The sequence below is a fragment of the Pseudoalteromonas aliena genome (assembly GCF_038155085.1).
Classification (GTDB): Bacteria; Pseudomonadota; Gammaproteobacteria; order Enterobacterales; family Alteromonadaceae; genus Pseudoalteromonas; species Pseudoalteromonas aliena_A.
On sequence record NZ_JBAKAU010000001.1, the window covers coordinates 433,658 to 453,706 of the forward strand.

13 protein-coding genes and 3 pseudogenes are annotated in these 20,049 nt (G+C 37.6%); 12 read left to right on the top strand and 4 right to left on the bottom strand.

Translation table 11 applies throughout. The features are described from left to right. Positions 1-41: 41 nt before the first annotated feature. On the bottom strand, positions 42-476 hold the full coding sequence (locus V6260_RS01980) for a MerR family transcriptional regulator (RefSeq protein ID WP_089347611.1): 435 nt from the start codon (positions 474-476) through the stop codon (positions 42-44). A gap of 330 nt (positions 477-806) precedes the next feature. On the opposite strand from V6260_RS01980, the gene V6260_RS01985 reads away from it, so the two are divergent. The 9 genes and pseudogenes from V6260_RS01985 (at position 807) to V6260_RS02025 (ending at position 12,459) form a co-directional block, all read left to right on the top strand. Beyond that, positions 807-1,988, top strand: a complete 1,182-nt coding sequence (locus V6260_RS01985) for an acetyl-CoA C-acyltransferase (RefSeq protein ID WP_341592428.1) — start codon at positions 807-809, stop codon at positions 1,986-1,988. 146 nt (positions 1,989-2,134) lie between these two features. Next, entirely contained in the window at positions 2,135-3,625 is a 1,491-nt protein-coding gene (locus tag V6260_RS01990) for a CoA-acylating methylmalonate-semialdehyde dehydrogenase (protein ID WP_341592429.1), read from the top strand. A 167-nt stretch (positions 3,626-3,792) separates the two neighbouring features. Next, positions 3,793-4,950, top strand: coding sequence for an acyl-CoA dehydrogenase family protein (locus V6260_RS01995; RefSeq protein ID WP_341592430.1), 1,158 nt, complete (start codon positions 3,793-3,795; stop codon positions 4,948-4,950). A 10-nt stretch (positions 4,951-4,960) separates the two neighbouring features. Beyond that, a complete protein-coding gene (locus V6260_RS02000) occupies positions 4,961-5,758 on the top strand; it encodes an enoyl-CoA hydratase (protein WP_341592431.1) in 798 nt (265 codons plus the stop codon). Further along, complete coding sequence (locus tag V6260_RS02005; RefSeq protein ID WP_341592432.1) at positions 5,758-6,909, top strand: enoyl-CoA hydratase/isomerase family protein; 1,152 nt, start codon at positions 5,758-5,760, stop codon at positions 6,907-6,909. The genes V6260_RS02000 and V6260_RS02005 overlap by 1 nt, the downstream gene beginning before the upstream one ends. A gap of 10 nt (positions 6,910-6,919) precedes the next feature. Then, the gene (mmsB, locus tag V6260_RS02010) at positions 6,920-7,819 is read left to right on the top strand and encodes a 3-hydroxyisobutyrate dehydrogenase (protein ID WP_341592433.1); all 900 of its coding nucleotides are present in this window, start codon (positions 6,920-6,922) and stop codon (positions 7,817-7,819) included. Positions 7,820-7,828: 9 nt separating this feature from the next. After that, positions 7,829-8,599, top strand: a complete 771-nt coding sequence (locus V6260_RS02015) for an SDR family oxidoreductase (RefSeq protein WP_341592434.1) — start codon at positions 7,829-7,831, stop codon at positions 8,597-8,599. 142 nt (positions 8,600-8,741) lie between these two features. Further along, positions 8,742-8,971: pseudogene (locus tag V6260_RS02020) on the top strand (transposase); the annotation flags it as partial. A gap of 338 nt (positions 8,972-9,309) precedes the next feature. Then, positions 9,310-12,459 (top strand): HD domain-containing phosphohydrolase, encoded by a 3,150-nt coding sequence (locus V6260_RS02025; RefSeq protein ID WP_341592435.1) that lies wholly within the window; start codon positions 9,310-9,312, stop codon positions 12,457-12,459. A 370-nt stretch (positions 12,460-12,829) separates the two neighbouring features. On the opposite strand, the gene V6260_RS02030 is transcribed toward V6260_RS02025, so the two are convergent. The 3 genes and pseudogenes from V6260_RS02030 to V6260_RS02040 all read right to left on the bottom strand — a co-directional run. Continuing rightward, positions 12,830-14,650 (bottom strand): bifunctional diguanylate cyclase/phosphodiesterase, encoded by a 1,821-nt coding sequence (locus tag V6260_RS02030; protein WP_341592436.1) that lies wholly within the window; start codon positions 14,648-14,650, stop codon positions 12,830-12,832. A gap of 22 nt (positions 14,651-14,672) precedes the next feature. Continuing rightward, entirely contained in the window at positions 14,673-15,812 is a 1,140-nt protein-coding gene (locus V6260_RS02035; RefSeq protein ID WP_341592437.1) for an FIST signal transduction protein, read from the bottom strand. 248 nt (positions 15,813-16,060) lie between these two features. Next, a pseudogene (locus tag V6260_RS02040) lies at positions 16,061-16,567 on the bottom strand (sterol desaturase family protein); the annotation flags it as partial. Between the two features lie 4 nt (positions 16,568-16,571). Here V6260_RS02040 and V6260_RS02045 point away from each other — a divergent pair. From V6260_RS02045 to V6260_RS02055, 3 genes and pseudogenes are all read left to right on the top strand, one after another. After that, positions 16,572-16,769: pseudogene (locus V6260_RS02045) on the top strand (transposase); the annotation flags it as partial. A 596-nt stretch (positions 16,770-17,365) separates the two neighbouring features. Then, entirely contained in the window at positions 17,366-18,529 is a 1,164-nt protein-coding gene (locus tag V6260_RS02050) for a hypothetical protein (protein ID WP_341592438.1), read from the top strand. Between the two features lie 84 nt (positions 18,530-18,613). Further along, positions 18,614-19,408, top strand: a complete 795-nt coding sequence (locus tag V6260_RS02055) for a hypothetical protein (RefSeq protein WP_341592439.1) — start codon at positions 18,614-18,616, stop codon at positions 19,406-19,408. The last annotated feature ends 641 nt before the right edge of the window (positions 19,409-20,049 follow it).

A 20,049-nucleotide genomic window follows, 5' to 3' on the forward strand; every position in this document is an offset into this window, starting at 1 on the left:
GTGAGTGTGTGTTGTCAGTGTGTTTTTATTATTAAAATAGGCTACTCGTCTATTTTATTGAGTGTGTCTCTGCAGCGGCGCTCCGCTGTCACTAATTCCATAAGCACAACTTTTATGTCGTCCATTTGTTGAGAAAGGTCGGCTTTTTTCTCAGCTATTAAATCGAGCATAGTCACCAGCTGTTTAGCGCTTGATTTATCGGCGTCGTACAGCTCAAACAAACGGCCTGTTTCAGCAAGGGTAAAGCCTAGGCGTTTACCGCGTAATATAAGTTTTAAGCGAACTTTGTCGCGCTTTGAATAAATACGGGTTTGGCCGTTACGCTCTGGGCTTACTAAGCCTTGGTCTTCGTAAAAACGAATAGAGCGGGTAGTAATATCAAACTCTTTAGCTAAATCGCTAATGCTAAAGGTTTGTTCGTTACTGCCAGGGACGTTGGCTGAACTTGCAAAGTTTGTTTGGTTATCTGGTTTCATAGTTGTGTTTACCTCATTCGAATAACTCCAATATAAGTGAAGTTTACGTAAAGGTAAAGCTCGGTGTGATGTGAAACTGTTTATATAGGAGTGCTGGCGTGAAATGTTAAATTAAATTATTAATATTCAGTAGTTTATTTTTATTTGTATTGATTAACCGTACTACTGGAAAATAAACCTTACACTTTTAAAACTAAAAATTAAGCGTTTTTTAGTTGACGTTAGCGTAAACGTTAGTATTGTGTATGGGTATTAAATAATAAATGAATACTAAATTAATAGAGCAAATATTCTAACAACTATTTGCATAAAAATACAACGGAGTTAGTTATGACTTTAGAATCAGTGGTAATTGTAGCAGCTAAGCGTACGCCTATGGGCGGCTTTATGGGCGCATTAACCGATGCACAATCTACCGAGCTTGGCGCTACCGCGATTGCAAGTGCACTGGCACAAACTGGTTTAGCTAATGATGCAATAGATGAAGTAATTATGGGCTGTGTTTTGCCAGCGGGCCTTGGGCAAGCGCCTGCTCGCCAAGCCATGTTAAAAGCAGGCCTTGCTCTGGGTACCGGTGCCACTACCATTAATAAAGTATGTGGTTCTGGTTTAAAAGCAGCCATGCTAGCAAACGACTTAATTAAAGCGGGCTCAATTAGCAGTGCAATTGCCGGCGGTATGGAAAGCATGAGTAATGCACCTTACTTTATACCTAAGGCGCGTGGCGGTATGCGAATGGGCCACGGTGAAATTAAAGATCACATGATGAGCGACGGCCTAGAAGATGCTTACGATAACAAAGCAATGGGCTGTTTTGCACAAGACACCGCTGATGAATATGGCATTGGCCGTGAGCAAATGGATGCGTTTGCACTGGGCTCGTTAAGTAAGGCTAATACTGCAATTGAAAATGGCAGCTTTGAGAACGAAATTGCCCCACATACCATCAAAACCCGTAAAGGCGATGTAACCGTATCGATTGACGAGCAGCCCGGTAATGCCCGTCCAGAAAAAATTCCTAGTCTTCGCGCAGCCTTTAAAAAAGACGGCACCATTACGGCGGCTAATTCGTCGTCAATTTCTGATGGTGGCGCAGCACTTATATTAATGAGCGAATCAAAAGCAAAAGCGCAAGGCTTAACACCGCTTTGTAAAATTGTAGCGCACAGTACGCACTCTCAAAAACCAAGTGAATTTACGGTAGCACCTGTGGGCGCAATGAACAGCGTGCTTGAAAAAGCAGGGTGGACAAGCGCCGATGTTGACCTTTGGGAAATTAACGAAGCATTTGCCATGGTAACCATGCTGGCTATTAATGAGTTAAAACTCGATGAAAGCAAAGTAAACGTCAATGGCGGTGCTTGTGCATTGGGTCATCCAATTGGTGCAAGCGGCGCGCGTATTTTAGTAACACTTATTCATGCCCTTAAAAACCGAAGCCTTAAAAAAGGTATCGCGTCTTTATGTATTGGTGGCGGTGAAGCGGTTGCTATGGCCGTAGAAGCGTATTAACTAGGTTTTAAATAGTTATAAGAAAGCTGTACGAATAACTATAAAAGCGCTGCACTAATAATACTAACAGAGCGGCGCTACCAATTTTAAAAGAGAACACACAACTTTTAAAAGAGAGCACACAACTCACACACTAGGATTTAATCATGCACCAAGTACCACTACTTATTAATGGCGAATTTATTCAATCAGCATCAAAAGAGCTTATCGATGTTATAAACCCAGCGACTCAAGAAGTACTTGCACAAGTGCCATGCACCACCGAGTCAGAAATGGACGCGGCAATAGCCTCAGCCTCTGAAACGTTTAAAACATGGAAAGACGTACCTATTACAGAACGTGCTCGCATTATGATGAAGTACGCTGCGCTATTAAAAGAACATCACGATGAGCTTGCTACCATTATTTGCCACGAATTGGGTAAAACATTTGAAGACGCAAAAGGCGATGTTTGGCGTGGTATTGAAGTAGTAGAACAAGCAGCTAATGCACCATCATTAATGATGGGTGAAACAATGGAAAACGTAGCACGCAAAATCGATACGTATTCTTACATGCAGCCACTTGGCGTATGTGCGGGCGTTACTCCGTTCAATTTCCCTGCAATGATCCCACTTTGGATGTTCCCGCTGGCTATTGTGTGTGGTAATACCTTTATTTTAAAACCGTCTGAGCAAGATCCACTTACACCAATGCGCTTAGCAGAGCTATTTATTGAAGCCGGTGCACCAAAAGGCGTATTACAAGTTGTTCACGGTACAAAACCACAAGTAGACCGCTTACTAGAAGATAAAGCAGTGCGTGCTATTTCGTTTGTTGGCTCGTGTGGTGTAGGTGCTTATATTTATTCTAAAGGCACACAAAATCTTAAACGCGTGCAAGCGTGTGTTGGCGCTAAAAACCACATGGTTATTATGCCTGATGCAAGTAAATCGCACGTTGTAAACAACTTAGTTGGCGCATCGGTCGGTGCTGCTGGTCAGCGTTGTATGGGTATTTCGGTTGCTGTATTTGTAGGTCAGGCAAGCGAATGGTTAGATGAAATTAAAGCAGGCTTTGAAAATGTACGCCCAGGCGTGTGGGATGATGCAAATGCGGCATATGGTCCACAAACATCAAAAGCAGCAAAAGCACGTATTTTATCGCTTATTGCTGGTGGTAAAGAGCAAGGTGCTACCTGTTTAATTGATGGTTCTGACTTTACAGTTGAAGGATATGAGCAAGGTAACTGGGTTGGCCCAACGTTATTTACCGATGTAACTAAAGAGATGGATTTATATAAAGAAGAAATATTTGGTCCAGTACTAGCGTGTATGTTTGTAGATACGCTTGATGAAGCAATCGCACTTATTAACGACAGCCCTTACGGTAACGGTACCTCGTTATTTACCTCAAGCGGCGCAGTGGCTCGTAAATTCCAACACGAAATTGAAGTAGGCCAAGTAGGTATTAACGTGCCAATTCCGGTGCCACTTCCGTTTTTCTCGTTTACAGGTTGGAAAGGCTCGTTTTATGGCGATACGCACACCTATGGTAAGCAAGGTATACGTTTTTACACAGAAACTAAAACCATTACATCACGTTGGTTTGAAGACGACATTGCGTCGGGTCCAAACATGAGTATTAACTTAAAATAATGTGATTAAAAAATGAGTAAATAAAAGAATAATTAATAATAAAGATGGGCGCGAAGGCTACTTCACACACAACACACACATAAGCTTTCGCCGCTCGTCACTAATTATCCCAGTAATGGGTAAACACAACACACAACAACAAATACACAACTAAAGAGGTCTCTACCATGGACTTTAACTTATCTGAAGATCAACAAGCTTTTGCACAAACTGCACGACAATTTGCCGAGTCAGAACTTGCACCCCATGCAGCAAAGTGGGACCGCGAACATATTTTTCCTAAAGACACGATTAAAGCTGCGGGCGAGCTTGGTTTTTGTGGTTTATACACTCCAGAGGAAGCCGGCGGCCTTGGTTTATCGCGTTTAGATTCGAGTATTATTTTTGAACAGCTTGCTATGGGCTGTACAGCAACCACAGCCATGTTGACCATTCATAATATGGCCACGTGGATGGTAGCAAGTTTTGGTACCTGTGCTGTTAAAGACAAATACGTAGAGCAATTAGTAATGGGCGAGCTACTTGCCTCTTACTGCTTAACAGAGCCAGGGGCGGGTTCAGACGCCGCATCACTTAAAACAAAAGCTGTGCTTGAGGGCGATGAATACGTTATTAACGGCTCAAAAATGTTTATATCGGGCGCGGGCGAAACCGAAGTATTAGTTGTAATGGCACGTACAGGCGGCGAAGGCGCTGCGGGTATTTCGGCATTTGTAGTGCCTGCCGACGCAAAAGGCGTTGAATATGGCAAAGCTGAGGAAAAAATGGGTTGGAACGCACAACCTACACGGCTAATTAGTTTTGAAAATGTGCGCATTCCTGCACACAACTTATTAGGTAAAGAAGGTGAAGGCTTTAAATTTGCGATGCAAGGCCTTGATGGCGGTCGAATTAACATTGCCACATGTTCAATTGGTACAGCGCAAGCGGCGCTTAATACCGCCCGTGAATATTTAAAAGAACGCACCCAATTTGGTAAACCATTGGCTGCGTTTCAAGCGCTGCAATTTAAAATTGCCGATATGAACACTGAGCTTGTAGCTGCGCGCCAAATGGTCAGGCTTGCTGCATTTAAACTTGATAATAACGACGCTGAAAAAACCACTTACTGCGCCATGGCTAAACGCTTTGCTACCGATGTTGGCTTTAGCGTGTGTAACGACGCACTGCAAATTCATGGTGGTTATGGTTATATAAAAGAATACCCGCTTGAGCGCCATTTACGTGACGTACGCGTTCATCAAATTTTAGAAGGCACTAACGAAATTATGCGTTTGATTATAGCGCGCCGTATTTTAGCTGAGTCAGCAAACGACGTTTTATAAGGAGCAATGTATGTCAAAATCTAAATCTAATCCGAGTATTGAACTAACAATAACAACCGAAGGTCATGTTGCAATTTTGACGATGTCTAACCCGCCAGCAAACACGTGGACAAAAGACACCCTAGTTGATTTAAAAAATACCGTTAACGAGCTAAACAATAATAAAAATATTTATGCCTTAGTACTGACTGGCGAAGGAGAGAAGTTTTTTAGCGCCGGTGCCGACCTAAATGTATTTGCAGGTGGTGATAAAGGCGTAGCCGCCGATATGTCGCGTGTATTTGGTGAAGCGTTTGAAGCGCTTACTAATTTTAGAGGCGTCACGGTCGCTGCCATTAACGGTTATGCAATGGGCGGTGGCTTAGAGGTAGCCCTTGCGTGTGATATACGTATTGCTGAAGAACAAGCACAAATGGCATTGCCTGAGGCTAAAGTAGGGTTATTACCGTGTGCGGGTGGTACACAAAATTTAGCATGGCTTGTAGGTGAAGGCTGGGCAAAACGCATGATTTTATGCGGCGAGCGCTTAAAAGCCGATAAAGCCCTGCAAATTGGCTTAGTGGAAGAAGTAGTACCACAAGGCGAAAGCTTTGCAGCGGCATTAAAGCTTGCCAACCAAATGGCTGATCAAAGCCCTACCTCAGTAGCTGCGTGTAAAACATTGATTCAAAAAGGGCGTCATCAACCAATGGCAAGTGTATTGCCTCTTGAACGTGAATTATTTGTTAGTTTATTTGATACCGAAGATCAACAAGAAGGCGTAAATGCCTTTTTAGAAAAACGCCGCGCTAATTGGGTAAACGGCTAATGAGTGCTTTAACATTATTAAATAACGCCGATGAGCCCGTGATATTCGAAACTGCAACCGCAGAAAACGGCAGTTTAATAGGGCTTATTACACTCAATGCGCCAAAAGCGTTAAATGCACTTAATTTTGACATGATCAAATTACTCGAGCCGCAGCTGCGCGCTTGGCAAGACGATGATGCAATTGCAATGGTGTTGTTAAAAGGCGCTGGCGATAAAGCGTTTTGCGCCGGTGGTGATGTAGTTAGCCTGCATCATGCAATGGCGCAAGGTAAACCCACAAGCCTAGTTGAAGAGTTTTTTACCCTTGAGTACCAGCTGGATTATCTTATTCATACCTTTGATAAACCAATCCTTGTTTGGGGTAACGGCATAGTAATGGGTGGCGGTTTAGGCCTAATGGCCGGTGCTAGCCACCGCGTTGTAACTGAAACATCGCGCATTGCCATGCCAGAGCAAACTATTGGCTTATACCCTGATGTAGGCGGCAGTTACTTTTTACATAAAATGCCACACAGTGTCGGGCTATTTTTAGGGCTAACGTCGGCTTCTATTAATTGTGAAGATGCACGCTTTGTATCGCTTGCCGATCACTTTATCGACAGCACTAAATATGATGCCATGCTAGCGCAAATTTTAGCTGCTAAGTGGGGCAAAACTGCAAGCTTAAATCATGAGCGTTTAACTAAATTATTAACCGATTTAGATAACCAATCTGCGCGTATGCCTAAAGGCAATATAAAAGCTAATTTAAAAACGATTCAAAAGCTGGGTGAATTTACAACCTTGCAAGCGCAAGTAGATTATATTTTAGGGCTAGCTACTGACGATAAATGGCTACAGCGCGCTCAAAAGTCACTTAAACACGGATGCCCACTAAGCTGCGCACTCGTTAGTGAGCAATTAAAAACAAGTAAAGGCAAAAGCTTATTAGCGTGTTTTAAAATGGAGCTGGGTATGTCTGTTCGTGCTGGCGAAGTAGGTGAGTTTCAAGAAGGTGTAAGGGCGTTATTAATAGATAAAGACGGCGCGCCTAATTGGCAGTACAAAACACTTAGTGATGTCCCACAAACAATAATAGACAGTTTTTTTGCTAATCGATTTGGCGAAAACCATCCACTCGATGGCTTAAACACGCCAACACACAAATAAAGGAAAGACGATGACTAAACTCAATATTGGTTTTATCGGCTTAGGTAATATGGGCGGCCCAATGGCGGCTAACTTAATTAAAGCTGGGCATACTGTGAGTGTGTTCGATTTAAACCAGTCGGTCGTAAATGAGCTTGCAAGCAAAGGCGCAAAAGCAGCTGATGATGCAAAGCAGTGCGCAACCAATGCTGACGTACTTATTAGTATGTTACCTGCAGGCAAACATGTTAAATCGCTTTATTTAGGAAATAACGACGATAGCGGCTTAATTACTGTGCTTAGTAAAAACACCTTAGTGATTGATTGCTCCACAATAGATGCAGAGTCGGCACGTGTGGTTGGCAGCGAACTTGGCGAGCAGGGCATTAGTTTTGTAGATGCACCGGTATCGGGCGGCGTTGCAGGCGCAACCGCAGGTACACTTACTTTTATTGTAGGCGGCGAAAAAGCCGCGTTCGATAAAGCAAATACAGTGCTGAGTGATATGGGTAAAAACATATTTCATGCAGGCGATATTGGCGCAGGGCAAGTAGCAAAAATATGTAATAACATGCTACTTAGTATTTTAATGGCAGGCACCAGCGAAGCACTGCAAATGGGCATAAATAACGGCCTAGACCCTAAAGTGCTTAGCGACATAATGACCGCAAGTTCTGGCCGTAACTGGACGCTTGAACTTTACAACCCTTGTCCAGGTGTAATGGATACCGCACCTGCAAGTAACGATTACAAACCAGGCTTTATGGTTGATTTAATGGCTAAAGACTTAGGACTTGCCATGGAAGCCGCGCAGCAAAGTAATTCATCAACCCCAATGGGTTCAATGGCTAAAAATTTATACACCATGCTACAACACCAAGGTGCAGGCAGTGATGACTTTAGTGCCATTTTTAAACTGTTTTCTAAGTAGGAGCAACGCGTGGAAATTAAAAATAACACGGTAGTAATAACCGGAGGCGCACAAGGTTTAGGTTTTGCAATGGCGCAAAAGTTTGCACTTATGGGTGCTAACATTGCTTTAATAGATATGGCGCAAGAACTCCTAAATGCCGCATGCGAAGAACTCACACAGCTTGAAGGTGTAACCAGCAATATTAAAGGTTATGCCGCAAACGTAACAAATGAGAGCGAAGTAGAAAACGTATTTAATACCATCAACAGCGATTTTGGCCACATTGGTGTGCTTATAAACAACGCCGGTATTTTACGCGACGGCATGTTTATAAAGGCTAAAGATGGCAAGGTCGTTAAAAAAATGTCTCTTGAGCAATTTCAATCAGTGATTGATGTAAACCTGACCGGTGTGTTTTTAGCAGGGCGGGAAGCTGCAAGCCACATGATTGAATCTGGCAAAGGCGGCGTAATAGTGAATATGTCGAGCGTAGCGCGCGCAGGTAACATAGGCCAAACAAATTACGCGGCATCAAAAGCAGGCGTAGTGGCACTTACCACCACATGGGCTAAAGAACTTGGTCGATTTGGTATACGTGTAGGCGCTATTGCACCAGGTGTAATAAGTACCGCTATGACCGACGCCATGAAGCCCGAAGCCAAACAACGTATGCTTGCAGTAACGCCAGTAGGGCGCTTAGGCGAAAGCGACGAAATTGCACATACTGCTCAATACATAATCGAAAACGATTTTTTTACCGGCCGCGTGGTTGAAATAGACGGCGGTATTCGTTTGTAAACCGAACTGGATTAAGGTTGATTTAAAAAGCATGGCGCTTGTGGGCTGTGCTTTTGTGTTTTAAATCGGGGAGTTTATAAACTTTAAAAAAGGCTGATAACGGCGTTTAAGGCTGTAGAATTACTCTTTTTAGGTACGTATTGTACAAAAGCACTTTGCATGCTCGACAGAAGGTATACAGCCTAAACAGTTACTATGTTTTGCAGGTATGCCACGTCAGATTATGCCTAAAGGACTGCCGTTTGAGCTTAAATCGTACCTTGAACTTGTTGATCTAACAGGGCTAATAATACGAGAGGATAAACGCGTGTATTTCATGGTGCAGTAGGCAGGCCAAGCTCACAAGCCGGTTACTGTGAAAACTTAAACTGAAAACAGCGATCAAATATTAGTAACTTCGAAAAGCTACTGGCATAAAGCGTAAACTACTTAGTAAAACTATTCAGTTATAAATCATAACTGCATCATGTAGTTATTTTGATGTGTGTAATTTAGGTTTAATAGGGCTAATGACTTACTTAATGTAAAATATGAAAGCAATCTAGTAGAAAAGATAAATTCTGAACTTGGAGAATAAATTTTTGTAACAATTTTGTTTTATTTAGGTGGCCTTCTAGTTTGTTCGATTTTTTAATATAAATTAGCGTTTATCAATAAAAGGGTCTAATTTTTATAGAATAAATAATACATTATATTTTTAATCTGAATTTATGAATAAGTTAATTAAAAAGTTTCCCTTTGTTAATTTACGTTTTACAGTTCGTTTTACTGTTGTTTCTTTGTTGGCATTTGTGTGCTGTATTGTGGCTATGCTAACGGTGTCTTTACAGTATTATTATAGTACTGCGCAATTAGAGCAACATGCTTTAAAAGAGTTTAAGCAAGCAGTTGTTTTGTCAAAAAAAGCGCTGCAAAATAATGATACTCAAGCTAAGTTAATAGTTGATCTTTTAGCTATATATCCGGATATAGAGATAAAACCAGAGAAGACTAAGCTTCGTTTAATGACAGAGATGATAAGGAGCAACCCGTTTGTTTTTGGTCTTTATATGGCTAATAGTGAAGGTCATTTTTTTGAAGTTGTGAATTTAAATACCCCCGGGGCCCGTAAACAGTATTTTGCTAAAAATAATGATACTTGGCTAACGTTAACAATTAATGTGAATCACGACCCTAATGTACAAATATTGACTTACTATGATAAAAATTTAAATCAAACAAGCCAAGTTACTAAACCTACAAACTATAATCCTGTTCTAAGACCTTGGTATACTCAGGCAACTTCGCATACAACACGTAGTCCTCCTTATTTATTTCAATTTTCTCAACTTCCCGGAATTACATACTCTAGACAACTGTATAATAACAAAGGTGTTATTGGGTTAGATGTTAGCTTGCATAACATTTCGCAGAATTTAGCCAAGCATGCAAATACATTCTCTGGGGAGGCCTATTTAATTAAACGAAACGGTGAGCTAATAGCGCAATATAACTCATCAGATAGTGATGCTAGTTTTGATGATGTTTATCCTTTGCAGTTGAGTACAAAAGAGCGGGAGTATATAGATAAGCTACCTTTTATGCGTGTTTCTAATGGGGAAGACTGGCAACCTATTGATTTTTCACTTTCGGGTATACCAAATGGCTACGCAGTAGATACTGTAAAAATGCTTAGTGAAAAAACAGGGTTAAAAATGAATTTTGTAAATGGCTTTAGTTGGCAGCAATTTACAGAGCAATTTAAAGCTAAAAAATTAGATATTTTGAATGCGGTTTACGACAGTGAGGAAAATAGAAAATTAGGCTTGTTGTCAGTGCCTTACGGTAACCTGCCATTGGGGCTACTTGTAAGAAACAACGAGCACGTTAACTCATTAACCCAGTTACATGGTAAAAAATTAGCGATAGGCAGCGGCTGGTCAATAGCAAACGAAATCCAACAAGCTCATCCACAAATTAACATTGTACGCTTTACTAAAAGCCATGAAATGATTGCGCTTTTAACATCAAAAAAGGTGGATGCTGTTTTAGACAGTGCGCTGATTATTGATAATTTACTCAAAGAGTTTGCGGTAAACAACTTAACAGTATTAAAAAATATTTCGTTAGATGGCGTAAAAGTAGATACTCAATTGAGAATGTTACTACAAAAAGAACATGCTTTTTTATTGCCTATCGTTAACCGAGCACTCATTGAGTTACAAAAAGAGCATCTTTCAGATATTGAAAAAAAGTGGTTTTTTAACACTGAAAATAAGTCGGCGGTGCGAGTTTTAACTTATATACATGTACTAAATGAGACCAATAAACCGCTTTTAGAGTCACTGCATCATTTAAAGCATGAGGGAGTCAATAAACTACTTTATTTTGCTGAGCTTGATTCATCACTTTCCCAAGATCAACTACTTGTTTTAGCAATTGATGAAGGGACTTTATTTACACCTGTTTATGAAAGCATTACTAAAAGTAGTTTAATTACAATGGGTGTCATTGCTATTTTGTTACCTTTAACTTATTTATGCGCCTCTCCAGTTATTACAACATTTAATACTTTATTAATTCAAGCGCAGCATATTGCCAAACGAAATTATAGTGTAGTAAAGGTTACACCAAGTAATATTATTGAAGTTAAACGACTTTCATTGGCAATAAAAAAAATGTCTAACAGCCTTAATAATCATGAAATAGCTCAAAAAGGGTTAATTGATGCAATGGTTAAATTAATTGCTCAGGCAATTGATGATAAATCGCCGTATACAGGAGGGCATTGCAATAGAGTTCCCGAGCTTACGCAAATGTTATTAAAAGTCGCTTGTAAAGAAAAGGGAGGTGTATTTGAAGAATTTAATATCACTTCAGAACAGCAATGGCGAGAGCTCACGACGGCGGCTTGGTTACATGATTGCGGTAAAATAACAACACCAGAACATATTGTTGATAAGGGCTCAAAATTAGAATGTATTTATAATCGTATTCATGAGGTAAGAATGCGTTTTGAAGTGAAGCACCGTGATATTGAGATTGCTTATTTGCATGCTCTACACAAAAAACCTAATGATAAAGAGGCCCTTTTGAATAAATGTGTAGAAGAGCAGCTGCAATTACAAAAAGACTTTGCTTTTATTGCTCACTCAAATATTGGAAGTGAAGGTATATCAAGTCAAACGAAAGAAAGAATACTCAACATTAGTGAGCAAACGTGGCTGCGCTATTTTGATGATCAATTAGGTTTGTCTCCAAGAGAAGAAAAAGAGCTGATAGATGAAAAACCATGTTTGCCTGTTGTTGAAAAGCTCCTTTCAAATAAAAAGAGCCACATAAAACAACGAAGTAAAGATTATGAACTTCCACAGAGCCTCGGAATTAAAATGGCTATACCCGAAAATATAGAGAATTTAGGTGAAATATACAATTTATGCATAGTAAGAGGGACATTAACGAGTGAAGATCGTTTCATTATTAACGAACATATTATTAGTACAATAAAGATACTCGATAAAATTCCATTTCCTCCAGAGCTAGAAAATGTACCGCGAATAGCATCCACACACCATGAAACAATGCGTGGCGATGGCTACCCAAGAAGGTTAAAAGGTGAAGAACTTAGTATCCCAGAGCGTATACTGGCTTTAGCCGATATATTTGAGGCGTTAACAGCTGCAGATCGCCCTTATAAAAAAGCGAAACCATTGAGTGTTGCACTTAAAATTTTACATAAAATGGCGTTAGAGGAACATGTTGATTTAGCTGTGTTTCAATTATTTATAAAAAGTAAAGTTTACTTACAATACGCCAATAAGTTTTTACCTAAAGAGCAAATAGATGACGTAAATGAGGCTCAATACCTGAAGGAAAATTAGGCTAGAGAATTGAAATAAGACAATTTTCAGGCTAATTGCAGCCAGCTCATTACACTGAGAAGACTGCAATAGCCACATATACCCAATCTAGAAAAACATGGCTTTATCTGCTTCTATTTTTGGTGTATTTGTTTTCTTTAATAACTCAATATTAAAACACTCACGTTGGTACACGCTGCAAGCATTGTTAATAACCCAATTAATAGTCTAATACGCGCATACACTAAGCAAAAAATTTTCATTAAAGGTCCGTTTACGAACCATAAAAAAGCGCATCAATTTAATCTATGCTGTTCCTAAATTAAATCCTTGCATTGGAGGTGAAAAATTAAAGTAGCAAGCGATGTATTTATTTTAATTTTCACAGCCTTTACTTTTTTACTGTTATTAAAGTGATTAACTGTGAAAGCGGCATTGGTTTACTGAAATAAAAACCTTGGTAGTTATAACAACCTAACGTTTTTAAGCATGCTAACTCTTCAGGCGTTTCTACCCCTTCGGCTAACACTTCCATATTGAGCGTTTTTCCTAAACTAATAATCATTTTTGCAATTGCCATACTCTCTTTACTTTTATCGATGTTGGTAACAAACGAGCGGTCTATTTTTAATGTGTTCGCAGGAATACGTTGCAGATAGGTTAATGATGAATAGCCAGTACCAAAATCATCAATTGCACAGTTAATATTTTTTGCTTTTAGGTTGCTTAGTCGTTTAATCGACACGTCGATATTTTCTATTAATAAGCTTTCAGTCAACTCTAATGATAAATGGTTTGGCGTAATATTATTTTTCGCAATCGTATTGAGTACTAGGTCTTGAAAATTACTTTGGATCAACTGTTTTGCACTAATATTAATTGCAATATTTCTAAACGATGTAGGTAAACCGATTTGTTCTAATAATTGAATATCTTGACACGCTTGTTCGATGACCCACAGACCAATATCTAAAATTAAATCGGTTTCTTCAGCGATGGGAATATATTCAGCTGGAGATTCTATACCATAAATAGGGTGGTCCCAGCGAAGAAGTGCTTCGGCACCGACTATTTCACCCATGTGATTGTACTGTGCTTGATAAAATAACTTAAAATCATTATCTACAATACTTTGCTTCATTGCATCACTATAAGCCAAGCGCTTATTGATTTTATCTAACATCGTCTTATGATATTTAACACCTTGTAATGTGTTGCTTTTTTTTGCTTCGTACATGGCTATATCAGCAAACTTAATAATATTAGTTACGTCACTACTTTGATTAGGGAATGTGGCGTAGCCAATACAGCACGTGAGCTTGTATGAGTTTCGATTAAATACAATAGGAGTAGACAAAAGTTTATTAATTTTTTCTATTGTTTGTTTAATTACTTGTTGGGCTTGTTGCGGTAATTTTTTGATTACTAATATAAACTCATCGCCACCGAATCGAGCAACGTCAATGTTTTCATTAGCTAAACTTTGTAACCTTTGAGCAAAAGATAATAATATTTGATCTCCAGTTGTGTGGCCCATTACATCATTTATAGGTTTAAATTTATTCAAATCTATAAAGATGACACAACCGGTATGTAAATATTTTATCGAATCAACGATAGCGCTATTTAATAAATTGGTGATATGTTGACGATTTATTAATCCGGTCAAACCGTCGTGTTGTGCTTGGAAAATTACTTTCTCTTCAGCTATTTTTCTTGACTGTATTTCTTGTACTAAAGAGTCATGTACCATTGATGAATAACAGCTTGTTGCTAGTTTTTGTAAAATAGGTGTTAGCGCTTTTTGTATTGTGTTTTCCAACTTGTAATGTGTTTCAAGCACTAATAAACCTTGTTGTGGAATAATAAAACCACATAGGTGCTGTGACCCTTTATATGAAGAGGTATGTAGGTGCTGTAATGTATTTAACTCTTGTACAAAAGCGGAAAGTGCACAGTCGGTATAAGAAGCTTGCCCATCCCTCATCTTTGGTATACTGAGCAAGTGTTGATAAGGGGCCGATTGCTGTGTAGCCAATTTTATTGGCAAGCCGTTGTCATCGCTATACATATAAATATGCGCGCTTGTTAAATTAAGGCGATTAAAGCAAACCTTCAAAAAAACCTTTAACATGTCTTTCAAATCGAGTTTGTTACCAATAGCCATGGCAATTTCATGTTGTAATGAAATAATAAAAAGTGCGTTGTTCATTATCTGTGCTTTATTCCTAAAATTACCAAGAGGCCATAACTGTTGATTTATTAAGTAGCTTTATTGCACCACTTTCGCTATTTGTAATTTCACCAAAACAGACGACTCCAAATAGTGCCTGTGTTGAGGTATGCTCAGCGATAGAATCAAGTTCAAGATTAAATTTATTTCCTAAGTATAATGCGCGGCTGATGCAATCAAATACGATAGTGGCTGTAAAATCATTATTACCTATCTGCATAGTGGCTTTTAATGCGGCTTCTTTTGCTGCCGATATTAAAGAATCGGCACTTCCTTCTAATAAATAAACCATTGAGTTGATAGGAATGCTCCCAACGCATTGTAAGTAACCATTTTGAGTTAAAATAGGGTCTCGTACGATAAGTTGATTATTAATACCTTGTATCCCTAAAGGGTAATTTTTAGCAATTTTAAAGAAGTTATTTTCTTCAAGTTTCAAGGCGCTAATACTTTCTATTTCATCTTTATAAACTGTAAAGGCTGGTTGATAATCTAAACTCATAACAGTTTGTTTATCAACTTCAGACACTAAAAATGGGCCTTTTAATACTTGCCAACCGTGTGTTGCTGCGGTGATCATTTTATTTTTTAAACTGACGATTTGAATCGCATCGTCAATTAAGCCTTGATTTGTGAATAGGCAAGGGGCTTTTTTAAATTCTAAATTGCCAGCTCCTCCTCCGCTAATAGATGTTTGATAGTCTAAACACTCAAAAAGGCAATCAATGAAGTTTTCTGTATTGTTTATAAGTGCATCGTAAAACATAAGCAACCCATCATTTTTTGATACTTGAGCGCTCATAAGAAGAGTTAGTTCTATCGCTTCAATAAGCTGATCATCGGTGGTTAACTTTGATACTTGGTTAATTAAACTAATTTCAACCTGTTGCTGAAAGCCTATAATAATGTAGCCTTTCTCCATTAATTTATTTTTATAAATTAACTTAGGGTAAATACCACCAAAAATGGGTAATGAACAAATAGATAATAGAGGGTTGACTTGCTGCGCAGTAAACTTATTATCCTGACAGGCAAGAATTAATAAGCTTGAGGCGCGACTGTCTTGCGCAAGCTTTAAAGCTAATTCAAACTCTGAGATAGAGTCACTATCATTGTGCCACGCGAATAATACACTACTCATTAAGTACTAATTTAAGTTGTTGTTTAACAAAACAGTAATATAACAAATTTATGGCTGTAAAGACACAGCCGCTCTATGTTATAGCTTAGTTGTTTAAAAAATATGGTGTAGTTCTTTTTACTTATTTTTTGCTTTTTGTTATGTATAAATGAGTTATTAAATTGAGTTAATATCAATACTGTAAAAAACAAAAATAATTTATAGAGTATGTAATCATTTAAGATTAAAAAATCTAAACAGGCGATTAGCTACTTTGTTTTAAATGGCATTGTTAGCAGTCCCAACAAGGAGGCATTTTGCTTTTGGTCTGGGTATTCTTTTAAGCCTATCTTTAGATCGCTATCGGCTTTTTTAGCTTGGCTTTTATAACTACCAAATAATTTATCCCACCAAATAACACTAAACCCATAGTTTGAATTTGTTTCGCTTACGCGTTGGCTATGGTGAATACGGTGCAGTATTTGGGTCATTAATATTAAGCGAAGCGGTTTTTCAATTGCATTGGGTAAGCGAATATTTGCATGATTAAACAGTGCTAAACCATTAAGTGCAATTTCAAATATTAATACTGCAATAGCGGGTACACCTAAAGCCGTAACAGCAATAAGCTTTATCAGTATGCTTAATACAATTTCGATAGGGTGAAAGCGCACTCCTGTACTGGTATCGACATGTGCATCGGCGTGATGTACACGATGTAAACGCCACAAAATAGGTACTTGGTGAAATAACCTGTGTTGCCAGTAAATAAGCAAATAAAAGGGCAAACAACCAAAACAACTACTGCGCTTTACAGGCATACCACGTCAAATTATGCCTAAAGGACTGACGTTTGAGCTTAAATCGTACCTTGTACTCGTTGAGCTAACTGGACGAATAATACGAGAGGATAAACGCGGGCATATTGATAATATAAATCTTCATTTGCTAGAAAGGCTTAATATATCCCCAGAAAACTTAAACCTCTCAGTAAAACTATTCAGTAATAAATCAAAACTGCACTATGCAGTTATTCGCATGTGTGTAATTTAGGTTTAATAGGGCTAATGACTTATTTAACGGATGAAATGAAAGAGACCCAGTAATAAAGGATAAATTTTGCACCTGATTGGCAAATTTGCCAGATTCAATTAAAGGGCTGTCTATCTAGACTCAGTTTCATTAAGTATTTTTGTAATGGTAACCTTATAAAGAAGCTTTTCTTGGAAGCTTAACGATAAGTTAGTTCATTGCATTGATGGATCTACTATCCAAATCGATGTAACCGTATCTGCGGTAAGTATATTACAGAATGAACTATTCATAGGCGATTTACTTCTAAATTTAAGCCTTTTTCATTTAAAGGTTGTTTATATTGCTATTGTCGACATTATTATTGTGGGCTTGTTTAATTACTTTATGTAATATCTCCTATCAACACGGCCTGAGGTGAACGACTATTAAAATTTAGCTATTAATTGCAAATTTTAAAAATTAAGATGACATTAATCCTAATTTTAGCTCGCTATGCTTTATAAAAGGCTTACTTAAAAGGCGTATTTAAAGAGGGAATTTTGGCTAATTCAATTATATTAAAATCACTATTAGAAACGATTAAATGGCTACTCATTTGGCTAACTGTAGCAGGGCTTGTGCTAGGTGTTTTAAGTCAAGGCTTAATTTTTGATACAAGTGATGGGTTTGATATTTTATTAATTCTTGCGCTTTTGATGTTTCAACATCGATTAAAATTTAATGAACATAATAATCAAATTGATGTAAATTTTGCTGCTTATTTTTTTAAGAAAAAAATCTTCACGTTTAATCACCATACCATTGACACTAGCACGATCAAAACAATTTCATGCCAAGATAATAAAGCCATTAGTGTGATTGATATTAATTACACCTCAGCAGATGGCAAGCTAAGTACCTGCACGTTTAGGTGTTTTAAGCAATCTAAACAAGCACAGCTAGTTGTGAATAAACTTTCAACCGTTGATCGCATTTATACTGCTAAACATGAAGAAGCCGAGGCTGAAAAAACAAACTCAGCAACAGTAAACAAATTTTCAAAAATATTCCCACAAAATACTATTTTAGGTAATGCTGAGGCTAAAAATAATATTTCCATACTTAGATGCGCGCTACCGCTTCCTGATAGTAAGAAAAACTTAGTTCATTTCATCGTAGTGTGTTTTGCTTTGCTAACTCTATTTATTGCGTTTTCATCACAGAATTGGAAACCCTCTTTTGCATTTTTAATAATAACTTATGCAAGTTATTATTTTGCTAAAATTATTATTTGTAATAAATACTACTTTATAAGAACAGCGCCCTTAAGCTCCATAATAATAGATGATGATGAACTTTATTTACCCGCGTTATTATTCACTGATAAAACACCGCGCACACTAACTAAGCAGGATATTATTAGTATTGAGGCTAAATGGAATTACGATTACGACTCAGTTGAAGGAACAATTGGAAGAACAACTAAAAGGTCGCATTTAACCTCACTAGTATTTAATACAACAAAGGGGCAGAGTATCCCACTGTCTCATTGGAGTGTTGATAGTAAAATACTTGTGTTTTCATTATTAAAATATAAATATCCAGTATCGTTAGACAGAACAAGTCAAATGGTTTACCCATTTAAACTTCACGTGGGGCTATTCGTTTTTTTGTTTATACTCATTATACTTGTTATTAGCCTACCAAAAGTTATATCTACTTAATGTAAAGGTATTATTTTAGGCGCTGATAACAGTAATACAGCGTGGTTACGTCGCTTTTAACAGCTAAATTTTAAGGATGAAATTTTGAAAAATATAGTTAAATTAATAATTATTTTCACGGCAAATTTATGTGGTTATACACATGCACAAAATAACCTAACACTTAATTATCAAGTCACTAAAGAACTAAATCATTTCGCATACATTAAAATAAAAGTCACTGATAAATACCTTCGTACAGACTATGTTTTGCCAAATAAAACTTTTACAGAAATGACTATTAAAGATGATGGTCAATATATTTTAGACCATCAAAAATATATCGCATACAGATTAGATTATGCTTTAAATAAAGAGAATAGTGATAAAGCTTTTACTGATTTGATGAAACACGCGCCAGGGGTTACTAAAGAACAAATTTATGAAATGAGTCTTGATCCTAAAAACGACCCTAATAATTATATTGCCTATGAAAAGGAGGACGTAAATTTATTTATAGGGTATTTTGATGATGAAAAAGTCCAAACAGTAAAAACAAGTTCATTCCCAAACCAATTTCTATCATCTGCTGAATATACTTGGCTTTTAAAACGAGCACGAGAAGATACTTATTTTGGAAAAGCGTTTGTTGGTTTTTTAGATGTGCCATTAATAGATTTTATGCGTAAATTTAAGTACGACACAAATGAAATGCCGATGGAAATCATACTGCATAATGAAGGGAAAACCGTTTTTTTAAAGGCTGCAAGTAAAAGTGTGCTAAATGTAGGCGACCTCGAAATAACAACGCAGTTTACGGTTAGAGATGTAACTCATGAATCAATTCAATTTTTGAAGAATTTGACGGATTTCGCTATAAGCAAAGGAGTAATAGAATGAAAAAAATCACTGTGTTAATTATTTTGTCTTTAATAGGTTTACTCATATTGAGTTACGGCCTGTTTGCGATGACTCTTGACACTGAATCTAGTCCAATAATCAACTATATCTGTATAGGAAGTGGGTTTATTTTATGTATGATTATCGCCATATTTGTTGTGAAAGAAGGTCTAAATAATCAGAATTCTCCTAGATAACCCCTTGATTTAAAATCTTTTATCTTGGATTAATCTTTAGCAAATACAGCCTTTTAGGTGGTGAATTAGTACTTTAATATGTAAAAGTATTAAAGTTAATAACGATCACTAGGGACTGTTGAACTTTTCGGATTAAAATTTATTCAAACTAAGCAAATAACAAAACGAGTTAATCTATAGGCTCGTTAAGTAACAGGCCAGGCGGTCATTTTATGGATAGAGTAGTAATTTTTGTTTTGTTTATTTATCGATGGTGTAACCCATATATTTGATAATTTATACTATGGATTTTTACCTTATAAATTTGCTCCCGAATGGATTAACTTTTATTGGACAGTATTGGCTGTTATAGATATTGTTGCTGTTTATTTCTTAAGTATTGTTTCGGATAGCTTTACATTACAACTTCAAACATTATTCTTAGGTTTTTGCATAGGTTCATCT